Raw genomic sequence first — 19028 nt, 5'->3', positions numbered from 1 at the left:
GACGAGGCAGACCGTTCACCTCGACCGGCCCCTGATCAGTTCGATCGCTTCCGCCCGTGAGGACGCGGACGTGCGCAGCAACCCCCGCACCGCCGACGTCGTCGTGCGGGAACCGGGCTTGCGCACACCGCGCATGCCCATGCACAGGTGCTCGGCCTCCATCACGACGATCACGCCGCGCGGTTCGAGCTTGCGCACCAGCGCGTCCGCGACCTGCGACGTCAGCCGCTCCTGCACCTGCGGCCGCTTCGAGTAGAGGTCGACGAGCCTCGCGAGCTTCGACAACCCCGTCACGCGGCCGTGCTCGTTCGGGATGTACCCGACGTGCGCGACGCCGTGGAACGGCAGCAGGTGGTGTTCGCAGAAGCTGAACATCGGGATGTCCGTGACGAGGACGAGCTCCTCGTGGCTCTCGTCGAACGTCTTCGCCAGCACGCTGTCCGCGTCGGTGTAGAGACCGGCGAACAACTCCTGGTAAGCGCGCGCCACCCGTGCGGGTGTCTCGCGCAGGCCTTCGCGCTCCGGATCCTCACCGCACGCGATCAGCAGCTCGCGCACCGCAGCCTCGGCACGGGCGTGGTCGAAGACCCGCCGCGCGGAGACGCCGGCCTCCCCGTCTTGGGTGAGGCCGGCGTCTCCGTCACGCTGGTGTTGCTCGGTCACTGCCGCTCGTCCTGGTCGGGCTGCGGCTTCTTCGGCTCCCAGACGTTGTGCGGCTTGCCGCCGGGCACCGTCGCCGGGGTCCATCCGGGCGGGGCGCCGTAGTTCGGCGGACCCGCCTGGTTCGAGGGCTGACCGGGCTGGTGAACGCCGTTCGACCCGTTGGGCGACGGCAGCGCCTCGGTAGCCGGTTCCGCGGCAGCGGGCTCTGCCTGCTGCGTCTCCGGCTCGTCGTCGAGGGTGTCCTCGACGATCGGCGGCCACGGCTCGCCGCGCTCCCTGGCGAGCTCACCAGGGGTCTTGATCGGCGGGATGTCGGACGGCCTGCGGTCACCGAAGTCGTTGAACTGGGTGATGCGCGGCCGCTTCTCGACGCGGGCGAAGATCCGCTCCAGTTCCTTCTGGTGCAGGGTCTCCTTCTCGATCAGTTCGAGCGTGAGGTCGTCGAGGACGTCGCGGTAGGTGACGAGCACCTCGTACGCCTCGGTGTGCGCGGCCTCGATGAGCTTGCGCACCTCCTCGTCGATCTCGTGCGCGACCTCCAGCGAGTAGTCCGCCTGGCGACCGGCCGAGCGTCCGAGGAACGGCTCGCCCTGCTCCTGCCCGTACTTCACGGCGCCGAGCTTCGCGCTCATGCCGTACTCGGTGACCATCGCGCGGGCGATCTTCGTCGCCTGCTCGATGTCGTTGGACGCACCCGTCGTGGGCTCGTGGAAGACGAGCTCCTCGGCGGAACGGCCACCCAGTGCGAACACCAGTCGCGCGATCATCTCGGACCTGGTCATCAGGTCCTTGTCCTCTTCCGGCACCGACAGGGTGTGACCACCCGTGCGGCCGCGGGCCAGGATCGTGACCTTGTAGACCGGGTCGATGTCCGGCATCGCCCACGCGGCCAGGGCGTGCCCTGCCTCGTGGTACGCGGTGATCTTCTTCTCCTTCTCGGAGATGATCCGGCTCTTGCGGGCCGGACCGCCGATCACGCGGTCCACCGACTCCTCGAGCGCCGCACCGTCGATGGTGTGGCCGTTCTGGCGCGCGGTGAGCAGTGCGGCCTCGTTGATGACGTTCGCGAGGTCGGCGCCGGAGAACCCGACGGTGCGCTTCGCGAGGCCGTCGAGGTCCGCGTCCGCGGCCAGCGGCTTGCCCTTCGAGTGCACCCGGAGGATCTGCTTGCGGCCCTTCAGGTCCGGTACGGACACCGGGATCTGACGGTCGAAGCGGCCGGGACGCAGCAGGGCCGGGTCGAGGATGTCGGGGCGGTTCGTCGCCGCGATCAGGATGATCCCGCCGCGCGAGTCGAAGCCGTCCATCTCGACGAGCAGCTGGTTCAGCGTCTGCTCGCGCTCGTCGTGGCCACCGCCCATACCCGCGCCGCGGTGGCGGCCCACCGCGTCGATCTCGTCGACGAAGATGATGCACGGCGCGTTCTGCTTGGCCTGTTCGAACAGGTCACGCACACGCGAGGCACCGACACCGACGAACATCTCGACGAAGTCCGAACCGGAGATCGAGTAGAACGGCACGCCCGCCTCGCCGGCGACGGCTCGGGCGAGCAGCGTCTTACCGGTTCCCGGCGGGCCGTAGAGCAGCACGCCCTTCGGGATCTTCGCGCCCAGTGCCTGATAGCGGCCGGGGTTCTGGAGGAAGTCCTTGATCTCTTCCAGTTCCTCGACGGCCTCTTGGGCACCGGCGACGTCGGCGAACGTCGTCTTGGGCATGTCCTTGGACAACTGCTTGGCCTTGGACTTGCCGAAGTTCAGAACGCGGTTGCCGCCGCCCTGAGCGTTGTTCATCATCCACATGAGCAGCAGCAACAACAGACCGAGCGGCACGAGGTAGATCAAGATCTGCATCAGGATGGACTCCTGGCTGACCTTGGTCTCGACGGTCGGCTTGTTGCCGGCCTGGTCGAGGACGGTGAAGATCTCGTCCGTCGAGCTGGCCGGGAACTGCGTGATCAGGCGGTTGCTGCCCTCGAAGGTGGTGCCGTCGGTGAGGGTGAGTCGGAGACGCTGCTCCTTGTCCTCGATCGTGGCTTCCTTGACCTTGCCGTCCCGAACCTGTTGGAGCGCTTGAGACGTTTTCACGGGGTGGTAACCCCGCGAGTCGTCAAAGAGGACGGTGAAGACGAAGTAGAGCAGCAACACCGCAGCGATCCACAGCAGCGGGTTGCGAAGCAGGCGCTTGCGGTCCATGCACTTACGGCCGGGGGCGGCCTCGACCCTCCCTGACTTGCGCGTCGGGCAGTGGAAGACCCACATACCGCGTCCTACCAGCCTACCGCTCGCTGGCTGGGTACTGAGCAACCAACGGGCGGGGACGATCCGTGGTTCCCACGGGTGACCCCCACCACGCATGTTCACGCAGTTTGGTTCATCCGGAACAAATACGGCCGTCCAGTCGAGTGACGCAGGTCACGCCATCTCATTACGTTTGCGGGTCACATGTCATCCTCATTCATCCCCCGAGTGTTCTCCCGCCACTCGAAAGAGTGAACACGTGACCGAAGGTAAGTAACTGTATGTCAGCACGTCATACGTCTCCCGGATTGTTCCGGCGGGTGGCCCTTCCCGTGGCCGCCCTGCTCGGGGTGGTCGCGGCGGCGGGCGTCACGGTCGTGGCACTGCGTGCCACCAGCGGTGCCGACTGCTCCGGCGCACTGCCGTTGAAGATCGCCGTCACCCCAGCCGCCCTGGATGTGGTGAACGCGGCGGCGCAGGACTACCAGCGATCACAACCGGTCGTGCGCGGCCGGTGCGTCCAGGTCCAGGTCGAGTCGCGCAACGCGGCCGACGTGGCGAACGAGCTCCCCACCGCGCAGATCAACCCCCACTCCCTGTGGATCCCGGACTCCTCGATGTGGGCCGCCGAGGCCCAGCGCCAGGCCGCCGAGACCGGCCCGGAGGCCCCGAAGCTCGACATCAAGCCCTCGCTGGCGTCGAGCCCGCTGGTGATGGCGGGCTCCGAGCAGGCGATGTCCAAGATCGGCTTCCCGGTCACCCCCGTCTCGTGGGCCAAGGTCGTGGACCCGAAGGTCCAGATCTCCATGAGCGACCCGACGATGACGTCCGAGGGCCTCGCCTCGCTGTTCGTGATCCGCACTCTGCTGGGCAACCCTGACGGAACGCCCAAGCCTGAGCTCGTCGGCACCCTCCTGCGCGTGGGCCGCAGCGCCGTTCCGTCGGTCCGCGACTCGTTCGGCAAGGTCGTCACCGACGCGGAGAAGGCACCGCTCTTCGCCGCGACCGAACAGTCGGTGGTCGCCAACAACCGCTCGGCGAAGGACAACGCCGTCCTGGCCGCGCCGCCCAAGGAGGGCACGCTCTCGTTCGACTACCCCCTGGTCCGGGTCTCCCGCCCGAACGAGACCGAGGGCATCGGCGAGGCGGCGGCCGAGTTCGAGAAGGTCCTCCGCTCCGGCGACACCTCCAAGCGCTTCGGCGAGGCCGGCTTCCGCACGGTGAGCGGCGCCGCCCCCGCGAAGTGGAGCACCGACGTGGAGGGCGTGCAGGCGGGCGACGTCAAGCTGATCGAGACCCCGAACGCCGACCAGGTCTCCGAACTGCTGCGCACGTGGGGCGCCATCAGCCTCGACATGCGCATGCTGACGGTCATCGACGTCTCCGGCTCGATGATCGAGAAGAGCGGCAACGGCAAGACCCGCGTGGAAGCCGCCACCGAGGCGTCCATGACGGCTCTCTCGATGCTCCCGGACACCACGGCGATCGGCCTCTGGGCGTTCTCCACCGACAAGAAGCCGCCGAACGACTGGATCGAACTGGTCCCGATCGGCCCGCTGGGCGAACCCCTCGCAGGCGTGACCCGCCGCAAGCGCCTGGAGGCGGGCGCCTCCCAGCTGCCGGGCCTCGTAGGCGGCGGCACGGCCCTGAACGACACGACACTGGCGGCCTACCGCCACGTCCTGAAGGGCTACGACCCGTCGAAGGTCAACTCGGTCGTCCTGATGACCGACGGCCGCAACGACGACATCTCGTCGATCGACACCAACGCGCTGATCGAGACCTTGAAGCGGGAGTCCGACCCCGCAAAGCCCGTTCCGGTCATCATGGTGGGCCTCGGCGACGAGGTGGACATGGACGCGCTCCGCGCGATCTCCGCCGCCACAGGTGGCAAGGCGTACCAGGCACCCAACCCGGAGGACATCCGCGCCGTGCTGCTGGACGCCGTGTCGCAGCGGCGGTGCCGTCCGAACTGCTGATTCCTTCGTTCCGCGACGCGCCGGGCTTCCTTCGGGAGGCCCGGCGTTGTCGTTGGTGGGCCCGGCCGGAAGGCGACCAGCCCACGCAGGCGACTCCTCCGCTGGAACCGGCGCCGGCCACCGCCAGCCGACCCGCGCGGTGCCAACCAGCGCCCGCCCTCGCGTGGTGACCACGGCCACCACCCCCACCAACGCGAAACGGGGGCGCAGCCGACCGGCAACGCCCCCGCCTCACGCAAGCTCAGTTGGAGTAGACCTTCGGATCCAACGTGCCGATGTACGGCAGATCCCGGTACCGCTCCGCATAATCCAGCCCGTACCCGACGACGAACTCGTTGGGGATGTCGAAGCCGACGTACTTCACCGGCACCTCGACCTTCACCGCGTCGGGCTTGCGCAGCAGCGTGCACACCTGCAGCGACTTGGGCTTGCGCGACTGCAGGTTCTTGAGCAGCCACGACAGGGTCAGTCCCGAGTCGATGATGTCCTCGACGATCACCACGTTGCGGTCGGCGATGTCGCGGTCCAGGTCCTTCAGGATGCGCACCACGCCGGACGACGACGTGGACGACCCGTAGGACGAAACGGCCATGAATTCGAGCTGCACCGGAACGGGCAGCGCGCGGGCAAGGTCGGCCATGAACATCACGGCGCCCTTGAGCACAGTGATCAGCACGAGGTCGGAGTCACCTTCTGGGTGATCAGCCGCGACCTGCTTGGCGAGTTCGGTGACCTTGTCGCTGATCTCCTGCTCGGTGATGAGCACGGATGCGATGTCGCCGTCGTACACGGACAGGTCCCCTCTGCTTAAGACTGTGGTTCCACAACGAGCCTGCCATGCGCGCGCCGCACGACAAAGCCGCCAGGTAGCCAGACACCGCCCTGACCGCGCCATTCACTCACCAGTGAGTCGACGCGGCGCAGATGCGAATCGGACAGTTCAGGCACACCTTCGTCGATCAGCCACGTCCTGACCACTCTGCGTCGCAAAGCCGCGGGCAGTTCGGCGATGTCGTCAACGGCACAGCAGTCGCCGGCGAAGGCTTCCGCGAGAGAGTCGAGTGCGTCACAGTCCTCACGCAACTGAGCGGCCGTGCGTGCCAGTGACGAAGCCACGCCGCCTTGGAGCACGGCTTCGAGCAACGGCAAGACCTCGGTCCTCAGCCGCACACGCGTGAACGACGGGTCGGCGTTGTGCGGGTCGTCCCACACCTCGATGCCCTGCTCCGCGCACGCCGCACGGGTGGTGGCGCGCGACACGCCGAGCAGTGGACGGCCCCACGGCGCGTCGAACGCGCGCATGCCGGCGATCGACCGCGGGCCGGACCCGCGGCCCAGGCCCAGCAGCACGGTCTCCGCCTGGTCGTCCAGGGTGTGGCCCAGCAGCACGACGCCGGACGACGGCTTCAGGGCCGCGTAGCGGGCTTTGCGGGCCGCGGCCTCGGGGCCGCCGCCACCCTCGACGAACACCGGCTCCACGCGCGCCACGAGACCGAGCTCGGAACACTGCTGAGCCGCCCGAAGCGCCACGTCTCCCGAGCCCGGCTGCAGCTGGTGGTCCACGACGACGGCCGACGCGCCGGGCGCCAGTCGTGCCGCGGCGGCGGCCAGCGCGAGCGAGTCCGCGCCGCCGGAGACCGCGACCGTCACGTGCTCAGGCTGCACCTCGTCGAGGAAACGGCGGACCGCCGTGCGGATCTCGGCGACCGGTCCGTTCACGGTGACACGCGGCGCAGCCAGCTCATGGGCTCGGCGATCTCGGCGCGGGTCGGCAGCGTGTCGGCGGAGGTCCAGATCGTGTTGAAGCCGTCCATGCCGACGCGTTCCACCACGTACTCGGTGAACTCGGCGCCCTCCTCGTACTGGCGCACCTTCGCCTCGACGCCGAGCACCGTGCGCAGGATCCGGTCGAGCAGGCCGCCGCCCTTGCGCCGCGCGCTGAAGCGGGTGCGGATGGTCGACACGGACGGCACGACGGTGGGACCGACCGCGTCCATCACGTGGTCGGCGTGGCCTTCGAGCAAAGTGGACAGTGCGATCAGGCGGTCCAGCACGGCCTTCTGCTGCGGCGACTGGATGAGCTCGATCAGCCCCATCGGGCCGTCGCCGGCGCGCAGCTTGTGCCGGAAGTCGCGGATCACGTCGGTCAGCGGCGCGCGTTCTTCGTCCATTGAGGACAACAGCGCCGTGACCTGGTCGGAGAAGTACCTGCGCAGCCACGGCACGCCGGTGAACTGCAGCCGGTGCGTGCACTCGTGCAGGCACACCCACATGCGGAAGTCGTCGTCCGGCACGTCCAGGGCCTGTTGCGCGCCAACGATGTTCGGCGCGACGAGCAGCAACCGCCCGGCGAGCTGGTCGTCGAGGCCGAACGGGTCGTACTGGCCCAGCACCCGTGACGACAGGAACGCCAGCACGACGCCCGCCTGCACACCGGCCGTACTGGCGAGGATGCCCGCCATCGGACCTGTCTGGCGCGGCATCGCGGGCGCTGTCAGCCCGGCCAGGCCCTGCGCGGCGGCCGCGACCCACGCGGGCCTGTCCACGACCTCGCCCGGCAGCAGCGGCAGTCCCTGACCGAGCCCGGTCAGCTCGCGGACGTGCACCTCAGCCTGGGGGGCGAGTTCACGAAGTCTGCCTACGACGTGGTCGGCCTCGTCCTTGCCGATCACGGGGCCCGGCCGGACGAGCCGCGTGGCGGTCGAAACCGCCAGCTCCCAGTCCACCGGGCCGAGTTCTGCCTCCGTCGCGCCGTTCACGCTTCCGACGCTACCTGCGCACGGCCCGCTACCGAAGTGCGGGCTGGTGCGCTGGGCTTAATTCCGGTGGTGAGATGTACGTGGTCGGCCTCCCCCGTTGAACTCGGCGAGTTCGGTCTCGAAGTCGGCGCACACCGCCCTCATGATCTCCTCCAGCCGGGCTAGATGCCGGTCGCTGAACACCTTGTGCCAATACTTCGTCACGAAAACCAAGTGCGCGTGCAGGGCGGAAACACGGTGTCCGCCGGTGCGGATTTCCCGCGAGGTGAGTCATGAAGCCGACCGAATAGGCTGGTGTTGTGCAGCTTCGATACAACTATCGCGTCTACCCGACGCCTGGTCAGCGTGACGCGCTGGCGCGGGCGTTCGGGTGCGCGCGTGTGGTGTTCAACGACGCGTTGCACGCCCGCCGGGCAGCCCACGTGAACGGCGACCCGTACCTGTCGGACGGCGAGTTGTCCAAGCGGGTCATCACTCGCGCCAAGACCACGCCGGAACGGATGTGGCTGGGCGAGGTGTCGGCGGTGGTGTTGCAGCAGGCCCTCGCGGACCTCAACACCGCGTACCGCAACTTCTTCTCCTCGGTCACCGGCAAACGCAAAGGCCGCAAGGTCGCCCCGCCCCGGTTCCGGTCCCGCAAGGACAACCGGCAGGCCATCCGGTTCACCCGCAACGCCCGGTTCACGGTTCTGGGCAACGACCGGTTGCGGCTGCCGAAGATCGGCGACCTCGACGTGCGCTGGTCGCGTGACCTTCCCGCCGAACCGTCCTCGGTGACCATCTTGAAGGACGCGGCAGGCCGGTACTTCGCCTCGTTCGTCGTCACGACCGAGAAGGATCAGACACTGCCGGCGGCGGAGTCTCAGATCGGTATCGACTTGGGCCTGACGCATTTCGCGGTGCTCTCGGACGGCACGAAGGTGGCCGCGCCGAGGTTCCTGCGCCAGGCGGCGCGCAGGCTACGGCGATTGCAGAAGTCGCTGAGTCGCAAGGCCAAGGGCTCGAACAGGCGCAGGAAAGCCGTGGCGAAGCTAGCCCGTGCTCATGCGCGGGTGGCTGACACCCGGCGGGACTGGCAGCACAAGCTGTCCACGGCGATCATCCGCGACAACCAAGCGGTGTACGTCGAGGACCTCTGTGTCGTCGGTCTCGGCCGGACCCGGCTCGCGAAGTCCGTGCACGACGCCGGATGGGCCGGTTTCACCGGCATGCTGGAGTACAAGGCGGCCCGATACGGGCGGACCTTCGGCCGGATCGGCCGGTGGTTCCCGTCCACCCGGATGTGCTCGGCCTGCGGGTATGTCAACGACAAGATGCCGTTGAACGTCCGGGTGTGGACTTGCCTGTGCGGCAGCGTCCACGACCGGGACATCAACGCCGCCATCAACATCCTCGCCGCAGGACGTGCGGAGAGCCTAAGCGACCGTGGAGTGCAGGTAAGACCAGCACCCGTGCTGGCACCGCGCCGTGAAACGGGAATCCACCCAGACGCCGCGCTATCCACGCGCGGCGTGGAGGGAATCCCCGCCCTTTAGGGCGAGGAGAACGTCAAGAACAGCCACAACCCCGCAACGCGGCGGCCAGCACGTCCAGCGCGGGCCGCACCTCGGTCTCCGGGTTGCGGTTGCTCGCGGACATGAACGAGAACACGAGCACGCGTCCGTCCACGTCGACGACCACGCCGGCGAGCGCGTTGACGCCGGTGAGCGTGCCCGTCTTGGCCCGCACCCAGCCCTTGCCCGGCGCCGCCGTGCCGCCGTAGCGACCGGCGAGGGTGCCGCTGCCGCCCGCGACCGGCAACGCCGTCAGCAACGGCCGCAGCTTCGCGGTGCGCGCGTCGTCCAGCGTGGGCTTGGCGGCCGCGGTGAGCACGTCCGTGAGCAGCTTGGCCGGGATCTTGTTCGACGCGGACAGCCCGCTGCCGTCCACGAAGTTCGCCGCGGTGAGGTCGAACCCGTTCTTGGTCAGCACGTCCCGCACGGCCTTCACGCCGCCCGCGAACGACGGCTCGTTGCCCGTCTTGATCGCGATCTCGCGCGCGATCGCCTCGGTCAGCACGTTGTCCGAGATCTGCATCATGTTGTCGACGAGCTGCTCGATCGACGCCGACTTGATCTCACCGAGCACCTGCGCGCCCGCCGGAGCCGCGCCCGCCGTGGCGCCGGAGGCCCCGACGCGCTGCGCGAACGCGTCCGCCGCCGCCTGGCCCGGGCTGCCGGTGCGCGCACCGTTGACGTTGGTCTGGTCGATCCGGCCGCCGTCGAGCATGAAGGGCACGATCGGCGCGACCGAGCCGCCCGCGATGTCCACGGACTCCCACTGCGGCCCGAGCGGCTCGCCCGCGTACCGGCTGAGGTCGAACTGGACCTTGGTGACCGGGCCCTTGGCCTTGACCTGGCCGACCAGGTCGTCGAGCGTCGCGGCGCCGGGGTAGACCGACTTGCCGGGCGCGCCGGAGATCGTGGGGTCGCCGCCGCCGACGATGACGACGGTGCCGGGCTCCGCGCCCTGGACGACCTTGGTGGACAGCTGGTCGGTCTTCTCCAGGCTCAGCAGCGCCGCGGCGGCCGTGAGGATCTTGAGGCTCGACGCCGGGGTGGCGGCCGTGGTGTCGCCCTGCTGCCACAGCGCGCTGCCGCTGGCGGGGTCGATGACGCTACCGGTGAGCGTGCCCAGCGCGCTGTTGCCCGCGGGTCCGGTCAGCGCCTGCTTCACGCCGGCGGCAGTCGGTGCCGGTGCACCCGCGGTGACGGCCTTGACCAGCGGCTGGACGTTCGCCGGCGCGGCCGGTGGCCTGGTCTCGATCGCCTTCGTGCCGCCGAACTCCTTCACCGCGTAGACCGTGGCGCCGGCCAGGGCCGCGACGACGAGCAGGCTCAGCACCGCGATCAGCGGCTTGCGGCTCTTCTTCGGCTCCTCGGCCAGGCGGTCCTCGGGCTCTTCCTCGTAGCCGGTGACGGGGAGGTCCCGGGACTCCTGGCGCGGAGGCGGCACCGGGCGGGCCGGCTCGACGCGCTTCGGTTCCTGACGCGGCTCTTGACGCTGCGGCTCTTGGCGCGGCTGTTCCTGGCGCGGGGGCGCCTGGCCCTGGAGCTGGTCGACGCGCCTGGTCGGCTCGGGACGCGGCTGCTGGTGCTGCTGCCGTTCCGGCTTGACCTGCTGGTCGAACCACGACTGTTCCAGGTGCGGCAGCTGGTCGACGCGCGCCGTCTTGCCGGGCGGCACCGAGAGCTCCGTGGTCCTCTGCTCCGGCCTCGGCACGACGCGGGTCTGGTCCTTCTTCGCCTCGACGCGCATCGGCACGGCCCGGGGTTGGCCGACTTCTGGACCAATCGTCCCGTGAGACTTCCCACCGGCGATGTCACCGGAATGCCCGCCGGAACCGCCGGAACCGGCCGTTGGCACACCTGGCGTCGCGTGGCCCGGACCGGTCGCGTTCGGACGGGAACGAACCGGCGACGAGCGCAGCGGCTCCTGAGTGGACGGTGCCGAGAGCACCGCGGCGAGCGGCAGGCGCATCGTCGGCTGGTCCACGGACGGGCGGTTGACCTGCACCGTTGACTGTGCAGCGGCAGCGACCGACTCGGCGTCGTCGTCCTCGGTCGGCCACTGGGGGTCGTCCGGCAAGAGAGCCTCCGTCAGCTCGGTACGGGCAATCTCACACCCACCAACCGCCGCTCCGATGAGGGTTGACAAGGCGTCGTGGTCCACACTAGTGGGCGTCACGAATGGGCTACATGAGCGAGGACCAGTGGAGTTCGACGTCCTGATCGAGATCCCCAAGGGCGTGCGCAACAAGTACGAGGTGGACCACAAGAGTGGCCGCATCCGCCTCGACCGCACGTTGTTCACGTCGACGCAGTACCCGGCTGACTACGGGTTCATCGAGAACACCCTGGGTGAGGACGGCGACCCGCTGGACGCCCTCGTCCTCGTCCAGGAACCGACGTTCCCCGGCTGCCTGATCGCGGCCCGCGCGATCGGCATGTTCCGCATGACCGACGAGAAGGGCGGCGACGACAAGGTTCTGTGCGTCCCGGCCTTCGACCCGCGGCACGAGCACCTGCGCGACATCCACCACCTGGCGGAGTTCGACCGCCTGGAGATCCAGCACTTCTTCGAGGTCTACAAGGACCTGGAGCCCGGCAAGAGCGTCGAGGGCGCGAGCTGGGTGGGCCGCACCGAGGCCGAGGCCGAGGTCAAGCGCTCCTACCAGCGTCTCAAGGACGCCGAGGCGCGCGGCGAAACGCTGCACTGAGAACTGACGGGAAAGAGGGGGCCGCACGCAGCGGCCCCCTCTTTCCGGTTTCCAGCTCTAGACCGCGATGGACTCCGCGTCCGCCACGCGCTCCAGGCCGGACCTGGTCGACAGCGGCTTCTCGCGCAGGAACCACACGAGGACGAACGCCACGATCATCACGATGCCGCCGGTCAGGAAGACCGTGTCGATCGCGCTGGAGAACCCGTCGAGGAACGGCTTGGCCAGCACCGGGTCGAGGCCGTTGAGGAACTCGGTGTTGTTGATGTCCACACCGGCCCCGCCCTGCAGCATCTTCGCGAACTCGGGGTTCTGCGCCAGCGCGGCCTTGAACGCGTCGGTCTGCAACGCGGTCTGCAGCCCGGAGGCGATCTTGTCGCCGACCGTGGTGAACAGGATCGACAGGAACACCGCGGTACCGACGGTGCCGCCGATCTGGCGGAAGAACGTCGCCGAAGCGGTCGCCACGCCCATGTCACGCGGCTCGGCGTCGTTCTGGATCGCCAGCAGCAGCGTCTGCATGCACTGGCCGAGGCCCGCGCCCATGATGAACATGTAGCCCATGACCAGCCAGCTCGGCGTGTCCGTGCCGATGGTGCTGAGCAGGAACAGCGCGATCGTCATCAGCCCGGCGCCGATGATCGGGAAGATCCTGTAGCGCCCGGTCTTCGACGTGACCTTGCCGGCGATCGCGGTGGCCGACATGATGCCGAACGTCATCGGCAGCAGCATCAGGCCGGCCGTGGTCGGCGTGACGCCCTTGACGATCTGCAGGTACAGCGGGATGGAGACCATGCCGCCGAACATGCCGATGCCGAGCACGAAGTTGATCGTGTTGCCGAGCGAGAACGTGTGGTTGCGGAACATCCGCATCGGCAGCATCGCCTCGTCGCCCATGCGGTTCTCCACCCACACGAACGCCACCAGGCCGAGCACACCGATCACGTACATGGCGATCGACGTCGTCGACGCCCAGCCCCACTCACGGCCCTGTTCGGCCACGATCAGCAGCGGCACCAGGCCGACGGTCAGCGCGATGGCGCCACCGAAGTCGATGCGGTGGTTGACCCGCTGGTGCGGGATGTTCAGCACGCGGGCGACGACGAACAGCGCGAGCAGCGCGATCGGGACGTTCACGAGGAACACCCAGCGCCAGCCGGTGACACCGAGGAACGAGTTCAGACCGGCGAACACGCCGCCGATGACCGGCCCGAGCACGCTGGCCGAACCGAACACGGCCATGAAGTAGGCGGAGTACTTGCTGCGCTCCCGCGGCGAGATGATGTCCGCCATGATCGCGAAGGCCAGCGACATCAGACCGCCGGCGCCCAGGCCCTGCACGGCGCGGAACGCGGCCAGCTCGTACATCGAGGTCGCGATTCCCGCGAGCAGCGAGCCGAGCAGGAACAGCGAGATCGCCGCGAGGTACATCGGCTTGCGCCCGTAGATGTCCGACAGCTTGCCGTACAACGGGGTCGTGATGGTCGCGGTGATCAGGTAGGCGGTGGTCGCCCACGCCTGCAGCGTCTGTCCGTGCAGCTGGTCGGCGATGGTCTTCATGGCGCTGGCGACGATCATCTGGTCCAGCGCCGCGAGGAACATGCCCAGCAGCAGACCGGACAGGATCGTCATGATCTGGCGATGCGTCAGGGAAACCCCTGGCGTGGGTGTCGCATCGGTTGTCGTTGACATCTCTAGTCTTCCCCTCCTGCGCGGGTCCCCGTCCCGCGTTCGGTCATGTACGCCGGAACCGTGCGCTCGTAGTCGTGGACGAAGCGCTCGAACAGTTCCGCGAAAACTTTGAAGTCCTCATCCGGCCACTCCGCGAACATCCGCTCGATGGCCTCGTTGCGCTGCCGGCGCCGGTTCCTGATGAGCGTGCGTCCCGCTTCTGTCACCGCGAGAACACTGGCTCGACCGTCGGCCGGGTCAGCGCGCCTCTCCACGAGACCGTCCTTGACCAGCCCGGCTACCTGCCTGCTGACGGTGGACGGGTCGGAGAGCACCGCCTCCGCGAGCGCACTCGAGCGGCACTCTCCGAGACCGGAGAGCGTCGCGAGAAGCACGAAGGCGGACTTGTCCATGCCCTGCTTGGCCATCTGGTGGGCGACCTGGGCGTGCATCTTGTTCAGCCGCACCATCGCCATGCCGACCCGGTCCGCGAGCTCGTGCTCGGGATCGACACCGATGTCGACGCCTGTGCACCTGCCCGGATCCACCATCTGACACCTCGTTGCTTGTAGCACCCAACTAGTTGCTCGGTACAAGCATCCATCCCGGTCCACCGAAACGCAAGTGAGTTCCGAGTCTCACTCCACAGTGGAGTGATACGGATGCGCCAAGTAGTTGTTACCGACGGGTAGCCGCTGGGGTTACTCGTCGGTAGCATCGCTCTCATGAGCCAAGACGTGTCGTTCGTCGCCGATGCCATGAAGCAGGCCGTGCCCTACGTGAAGACCACGGGCATCGACTTCGAGGAGGTCTCCGCCAGCCGCGTCGTCGCGTCGCTGCCCGACACCCCGACGCTGCACAACCACATCGGCGGGCCCCACGCCGCCATGATGTTCGGCCTCGGCGAGTCCGCGTCCGGTGCCGTCGTGATGGCCGCGTTCGCCGCGCACCTCGGCAAGGCCACCCCGCTGGCCGTCCGCGCGGACATCGCCTACAAGAAGATCGCGATGGGCCCGATGCGCGCGGAGGCCGTGCTGGGACGCTCCGCGGACGAGGTGCTGGCCGAGCTGGAGTCCGGCACGCGGCCCGAGTTCCCCGTCACGATCACGATCACCAACGCCGAGGGCGTGACCACCGGTGAGATGACCGTCGTCTGGACGCTGAAGCCCGCGCGCTGAACTGGGCATCTCCGTATTTCAGTTCGGAATCCCGGTGAACCGATCCGATCCAAATACGTAACCTTGGCCACACAGCTCCGGGCAGGCAGTATTCCGGGCTATGTCGGGGTGGAGAAGTGTGGGCGGAGTCGTGCTGGTCCTGCTCACCGCAGGATGTGCCGCTCAGGTGCAGTCGAGGCCGGTCGCCGTGGAGAAACCGGCCGAGGACGCGCCGGTGACGGCGTCGTCCTCGTCGTCCGTGGCGATCCCGCCCGCCCAACTGGGCATCAGCGTGGCCTCGATCGTCGACGGCCGTTCCGTGATGCTCTCCGACGGGTCGAAAGCCGAGGTCAGCGGCCTCGCTCAGCCTGGACCGTGCTGGGCTGAGGCCGCCGGCAACTTCGCCAAGGCGATGCTGCTGAACCAGCAGGTGCGCTACGACCGCACGACCGGCGCGCTCAGCCTCTCGGACGGCACGGACTACGCGTTGCTCGCGCTGGGCAACGGCGCCGGGCGCACCGCGGGCGCACCGACACCGGGGCAGAAGGAAGCCGAAGGGGCCGCCCAGCGCGTTCCGATGGGCCTCTGGGGAGCGCCGTGCGGCGGCAAGGACGCCCTGGAGACCTCCACTCCCCCGCCTCCGCCGCCACCGCCCGCCCCGACCACGACGACGAAGCCGCCCGCGCCGCCCAAGCCGAAGCCCGTCTTCTACGCGAGCTGCGACGAGGCACGCCGGGCAGGCGCGGCACCGCTCTACTGGGGCCAGCCGGGCTACCGCATCGAGCTCGACGAGAACCGCAACGGCATCGCCTGCGAGTCCCGGTACCGCTGACCCGCGGGCAATAACCTGAGCGGCATGAAGCTGGACAGCGCTGCCGTCGACTACACACCGGGCGAGGCCGGGGCCATCGCGAAGCGGGCGGAGGAGCGGGGTTACGACGGGTTCTGGCTCGCCGAGACCAAGCACGACCCGTTCCTCGCGCTAGCCGGTGCCGCCGCGGCGACCGAGCGGATCGAGCTCGGCACGGCGATCGCGGTGGCGTTCGCACGCAACCCGATGACCGTCGCGACCACGGCGAACGACCTCCGGCTGCTGTCGGAGGGCCGGTTCAACCTCGGGCTGGGCTCGCAGGTGGAAGCCCACATCACCAAGCGCTTCTCCATGCCCTGGAGCAAGCCCGCCGCGCGCATGCGCGAGTTCGTGCTGGCGATCCGCGCGATCTGGCACGCCTGGGAGACCGGCGAGCGGCCGGCGTTCCGCGGCGAGTTCTACAAGCACACGCTGATGACGCCGTTCTTCGACCCCGGCCCGAACCCGCACGGCACCGCGCCGATCTACCTCGCGGGCGTCGGCGGGCTGATGACCGAGGTCGCGGGCGAGGTCGCCGACGGCTTCCTGTGCCACAACTTCACGACCGAGCGGTACCTGCGCGAGGTCACGCTGCCCGCGCTCGAACGCGGCCGCGCGAAGGCCGGCAAGACGCTGGAGGGCTTCGAGATCAGCGGCCCGGTGTTCGCCGCGACGAACGAGCAGGAGATCGCGGACGTCAAGCGGCAGATCGCGTTCTACGGATCGACGCCCGCGTACCGGCCGGTGCTGGACCTGCACGGCTGGGGCGCGCTGCACGAGGAGCTGCACCGCATGTCACGGCGGCAGCAGTGGGCGGAGATGAGCGAGCTGGTCACGGACGAGGTGCTGGCCGAGTTCTGCGTCCTCGGCACACCCGACACCGTCACGGCCGCACTGCTGGACCGTTACGGCGACGTCGTCACCAGGGTGTCTCCGTCGAGCGCGGTGCTTCAGCGCCCGGAGAAGTGACTGAGCCCGGCACGGGCCAGCTCGGCGTGGAACGCGTCGAGCTCGGCGCGCACCCGCGCGACGCCCCTCTTGCGGATCCACCGGCGTCTGCCGAAGTTGGCCGCGGTCAGGGCGAAGGGCAGTGCCAGCAGGGTCAGGGCCAGCATCATGATCATTCCGTCTCCTCAAGGGTTGCGAACTAGCAACGACCAATCGAGACATCGCTTACGGTACCGGCTCGAACGCCACCCAGGTGGAGCAAAGTCACCGACAGCAAGGCAATTCTTGACTAATTTTGTTTTCGGTGTGACGCTGGGGCCATGTTCGAAGTGGCGGTGATCGAGGATCCTTCCGCGGCCGAGGTGTCGCTGGACCCGGTGCGGGCGCGTCTGCTCGCGGAGCTGGTGGAGCCCGGATCGGCGACGATGCTCGCCGCGAAGGTCGGGCTGCCCAGGCAGAAGGTGAACTACCACCTGCGCACGCTGGAGCAGCACGGCCTGGTGGAGCTCGTCGAGGAACGGCGCAAGGGCAACGTGAACGAGCGCCTCATGCAGGCGACCGCCGCGTCCTACGTCATCTCGCCGACGGCGCTCGCGGCCGTGCAGCCGGACCCGGCGAAGGCACCCGATCGGTTGTCCGCGCGGTGGCTGCTGGCGGTCTCGGCCAGGCTGGTGCGCGACGTCGGCACGTTGCTCACGGGCGCGACCAAGGCGAAGAAGCGGCTCGCGACCTTCGCGCTGGACGGCGAGGTCAGATTCGCCACGGCGGCGGACCGCGCGGCGTTCGCCGAGGAGCTCGCCGGGTTCATGACGCAGCTGGTCGCCAAGTACCACGACGAACAGGCAGAAGGAGGGCGGCCGCACCGGGTGGTCGTCGCCCTGCACCCGAGCGTGATCGCCAAGGAGGAAGAGTCGTGACGCACGAGTTCGAGATCAACAAGGAAGTCGAGGTCGACGGAACTCCCGAGCAGGTCTGGGAGGCCATCGCGACCGGGCCGGGCATCGACTCGTGGTTCATGGGCCCGCACACCGTCGACGGGCGCCTGGGCGGCCGCATGTCGCTCGACCTGGGCTTCTTCCAGGAGTCCTCGACGATCACCGCGTGGGAACCCGGCAAGCGCCTCGCCTACGAGAGCGACAAGGGCGAGGACGGCACGTTCCACGCGATGGAGTACCTGATCGAGAGCCGTGAGCAGGGCTCGACCGTGCTCCGGTTCGTGCACAGCGGCATCCTCGCCGACGGCTGGGGCGACGAGTTCGTCGACCAGCAGTCGAAGGGCTGGGACATGTACCTGTTCACGATGACCGAGTACGTGAAGCACTTCGCGGGCAAGCACGGCGTGTACGTGTTCGGCCAGTGGCCGGCGCAGCCGGAAGGGGCCGACAACTGGCCGGTGCTGCTCAAGGCGCTCGGTGTCCCCGAAGGCGCGCAGGTCGGTGACGAGGTCACCCTCGAACCGTTCGGCGTCCACGGCGTCGTCGACTACGTGGTCGAGCACGACGCGCACAACTTCCTCGGCGTGCGCGGCCCGGAGGGCATCTACCGGTTCCACGGCACGAACGCCATCGGCCACCACCTGTTCGGTGACGCGACCGGGCAGGCCGAGAAGTGGCAGGCGTTCCTGGATCAGACCGTCGGCGGGCAGACCTCGTAGACGTAGTCCTCGTGCCCGTACGGCACCAGGTTCCGGTCGCGGCGGATCACCGAGACCCGTCCGCCGCGATCGGTGCAGGACTTCCGGAAACCCTCTTCGGTGTACTCGATCTGGAAGAAGTCGTTGCCGAACGCGTCGGCGTACGCGTTGCACTCGTTGTTGGCCTGGCAGTCCTCGGCGATGGCGAAGTCGAAGCCGATCTCCTTCTTGCCCGCGTCACCCAGTTCGGCGGTGTTCTTCTGGGCCACCGCAAGGCCTTGTTCGTGCGCGTACCTGACGAACGCCTTCATGAACTCCTTGGTGGCGCCGAGGTCGAACGCCCCCTCGGCCCGCGTGTAGGAGTCGAGGTTGTCCGGTTCGACTCCCTTGTAGAAGGACGTCTTACAGTCCTTGATCCACTTCTTCTGGATCTCCAGGATCCTGTTCCGCTTGTCCCCGGTGGAGATGTCGAGGATGCCCTCGGCCCACTCCGGGTCGATTGCGACCTCACCGTCCGCCTTCTTCACCAGCAGGTCGGCGTGGTTCTTGCGCCACCAGTCGAGCCCGCCGTCCATCGAGCCCGGCTGCGTCTGCAACGCGTTGAGGTAGCAGATGTTGTACCGCCGGCCGTCGATGGTCTTGCTGCGGTCGCGCACGACGATCTTGACCGGCACGTCCGGCTGGTAGGCGCCGCCGAGCTGGTAGTCGAGCTGCCCACCGGCCGGCGGCAACTCGCGCGGCGGCAGGTCCGGCTCACTCGAGCAGGAGGCGACCAGCAGGAGCAGGGCGGCCACCACCGCGGTGGTTCTCATGCGCGGCAGTCTGTCAGTCGCGGGGTTGCGCAGGCGTAACAGCACAGCACTCCATTGCTCA

19 protein-coding genes are annotated in these 19028 nt (G+C 68.6%); 8 read left to right on the top strand and 11 right to left on the bottom strand.

Annotated elements, in window-relative coordinates; genetic code table 11:
* Nucleotides 1-15: 15 nt before the first annotated feature.
* Together folE and ftsH are read right to left on the bottom strand one after the other, a co-directional pair.
* Nucleotides 16-663 carry a GTP cyclohydrolase I FolE gene (folE, locus tag LX88_RS06995; RefSeq protein WP_258946952.1) on the bottom strand — a complete coding sequence of 216 codons (648 nt, stop codon included), beginning with the start codon at nt 661-663 and terminating at the stop codon, nt 16-18.
* A complete protein-coding gene (ftsH, locus tag LX88_RS06990; RefSeq protein WP_090069911.1) occupies nt 660-2855 on the bottom strand; it encodes an ATP-dependent zinc metalloprotease FtsH in 2196 nt (731 codons plus the stop codon). Before ftsH ends, folE begins: the two co-directional genes overlap by 4 nt.
* A gap of 365 nt (nt 2856-3220) precedes the next feature.
* On the opposite strand from ftsH, the gene LX88_RS06985 reads away from it, so the two are divergent.
* The gene (locus LX88_RS06985) at nt 3221-4879 is read left to right on the top strand and encodes a substrate-binding domain-containing protein (protein WP_258946951.1); all 1659 of its coding nucleotides are present in this window, start codon (nt 3221-3223) and stop codon (nt 4877-4879) included.
* Between the two features lie 241 nt (nt 4880-5120).
* Here LX88_RS06985 and hpt read toward each other — a convergent pair whose 3' ends face one another.
* From hpt to LX88_RS44545, 4 genes are read right to left on the bottom strand one after another with little or no spacing between them, the layout of a single operon-like run.
* Nucleotides 5121-5669 carry a hypoxanthine phosphoribosyltransferase gene (hpt, locus tag LX88_RS06980; protein WP_090069908.1) on the bottom strand — a complete coding sequence of 183 codons (549 nt, stop codon included), beginning with the start codon at nt 5667-5669 and terminating at the stop codon, nt 5121-5123.
* Nucleotides 5670-5686: 17 nt separating this feature from the next.
* Nucleotides 5687-6598 (bottom strand): tRNA lysidine(34) synthetase TilS, encoded by a 912-nt coding sequence (gene tilS, locus LX88_RS06975; protein ID WP_258946950.1) that lies wholly within the window; start codon nt 6596-6598, stop codon nt 5687-5689.
* Nucleotides 6595-7638: an Rv3626c family coenzyme F420 biosynthesis-associated protein gene (locus tag LX88_RS06970; RefSeq protein WP_258946949.1), complete on the bottom strand. Its 1044-nt coding sequence runs from the start codon at nt 7636-7638 to the stop codon at nt 6595-6597. The genes tilS and LX88_RS06970 overlap by 4 nt, the downstream gene beginning before the upstream one ends.
* A 57-nt stretch (nt 7639-7695) precedes the next feature.
* Nucleotides 7696-7863 (bottom strand): transposase, encoded by a 168-nt coding sequence (locus LX88_RS44545; protein ID WP_372511252.1) that lies wholly within the window; start codon nt 7861-7863, stop codon nt 7696-7698.
* 74 nt (nt 7864-7937) lie between these two features.
* Between LX88_RS44545 and LX88_RS06965 the strand changes: the two genes are divergently transcribed.
* A complete protein-coding gene (locus tag LX88_RS06965) occupies nt 7938-9173 on the top strand; it encodes an RNA-guided endonuclease InsQ/TnpB family protein (protein ID WP_258946948.1) in 1236 nt (411 codons plus the stop codon).
* Between the two features lie 13 nt (nt 9174-9186).
* Here the strand turns inward: LX88_RS06965 and dacB are convergent, their stop codons facing one another.
* Nucleotides 9187-11265 (bottom strand): D-alanyl-D-alanine carboxypeptidase/D-alanyl-D-alanine endopeptidase, encoded by a 2079-nt coding sequence (dacB, locus tag LX88_RS06960; RefSeq protein WP_258946947.1) that lies wholly within the window; start codon nt 11263-11265, stop codon nt 9187-9189.
* 124 nt (nt 11266-11389) lie between these two features.
* On the opposite strand from dacB, the gene LX88_RS06955 reads away from it, so the two are divergent.
* Nucleotides 11390-11896: an inorganic diphosphatase gene (locus tag LX88_RS06955; RefSeq protein WP_090070060.1), complete on the top strand. Its 507-nt coding sequence runs from the start codon at nt 11390-11392 to the stop codon at nt 11894-11896.
* A 57-nt stretch (nt 11897-11953) separates the two neighbouring features.
* On the opposite strand, the gene LX88_RS06950 is transcribed toward LX88_RS06955, so the two are convergent.
* The gene (locus tag LX88_RS06950) at nt 11954-13588 is read right to left on the bottom strand and encodes an MDR family MFS transporter (protein ID WP_258946946.1); all 1635 of its coding nucleotides are present in this window, start codon (nt 13586-13588) and stop codon (nt 11954-11956) included.
* A gap of 2 nt (nt 13589-13590) precedes the next feature.
* Complete coding sequence (locus LX88_RS06945; RefSeq protein WP_258946945.1) at nt 13591-14118, bottom strand: MarR family winged helix-turn-helix transcriptional regulator; 528 nt, start codon at nt 14116-14118, stop codon at nt 13591-13593.
* 174 nt (nt 14119-14292) lie between these two features.
* Here LX88_RS06945 and LX88_RS06940 point away from each other — a divergent pair, with 174 nt between their 5' ends.
* The 3 genes from LX88_RS06940 (at nt 14293) to LX88_RS06930 (ending at nt 16543) form a co-directional block, all read left to right on the top strand.
* Complete coding sequence (locus tag LX88_RS06940) at nt 14293-14745, top strand: DUF4442 domain-containing protein (protein ID WP_258946944.1); 453 nt, start codon at nt 14293-14295, stop codon at nt 14743-14745.
* 118 nt (nt 14746-14863) lie between these two features.
* Nucleotides 14864-15556: an excalibur calcium-binding domain-containing protein gene (locus tag LX88_RS06935; RefSeq protein WP_258946943.1), complete on the top strand. Its 693-nt coding sequence runs from the start codon at nt 14864-14866 to the stop codon at nt 15554-15556.
* Nucleotides 15557-15580: 24 nt separating this feature from the next.
* The gene (locus LX88_RS06930) at nt 15581-16543 is read left to right on the top strand and encodes a TIGR03617 family F420-dependent LLM class oxidoreductase (protein WP_258946942.1); all 963 of its coding nucleotides are present in this window, start codon (nt 15581-15583) and stop codon (nt 16541-16543) included.
* Here LX88_RS06930 and LX88_RS06925 read toward each other — a convergent pair.
* Nucleotides 16525-16698, bottom strand: a complete 174-nt coding sequence (locus tag LX88_RS06925; protein ID WP_170176535.1) for a hypothetical protein — start codon at nt 16696-16698, stop codon at nt 16525-16527. The two genes, LX88_RS06930 and LX88_RS06925, sit on opposite strands and share 19 nt — an antisense overlap.
* A 144-nt stretch (nt 16699-16842) precedes the next feature.
* Between LX88_RS06925 and LX88_RS06920 the strand changes: the two genes are divergently transcribed.
* Together LX88_RS06920 and LX88_RS06915 are read left to right on the top strand one after the other, a co-directional pair.
* Nucleotides 16843-17439, top strand: a complete 597-nt coding sequence (locus LX88_RS06920; RefSeq protein ID WP_258946941.1) for an ArsR/SmtB family transcription factor — start codon at nt 16843-16845, stop codon at nt 17437-17439.
* The gene (locus LX88_RS06915; protein ID WP_258946940.1) at nt 17436-18176 is read left to right on the top strand and encodes an SRPBCC family protein; all 741 of its coding nucleotides are present in this window, start codon (nt 17436-17438) and stop codon (nt 18174-18176) included. The genes LX88_RS06920 and LX88_RS06915 overlap by 4 nt, the downstream gene beginning before the upstream one ends.
* Here LX88_RS06915 and LX88_RS06910 read toward each other — a convergent pair.
* Nucleotides 18149-18967 (bottom strand): endo alpha-1,4 polygalactosaminidase, encoded by an 819-nt coding sequence (locus LX88_RS06910; RefSeq protein WP_258946939.1) that lies wholly within the window; start codon nt 18965-18967, stop codon nt 18149-18151. The two genes, LX88_RS06915 and LX88_RS06910, sit on opposite strands and share 28 nt — an antisense overlap.
* Between the last annotated feature and the right edge of the window lie 61 nt (nt 18968-19028).

This window comes from Lentzea californiensis (genome assembly GCF_024648825.1).
GTDB lineage: Bacteria > Actinomycetota > Actinomycetes > Mycobacteriales > Pseudonocardiaceae > Lentzea > Lentzea californiensis.
Note: the sequence above shows the minus strand (reverse complement) of the source record. Positions and strands in the feature narration are given on the sequence as shown.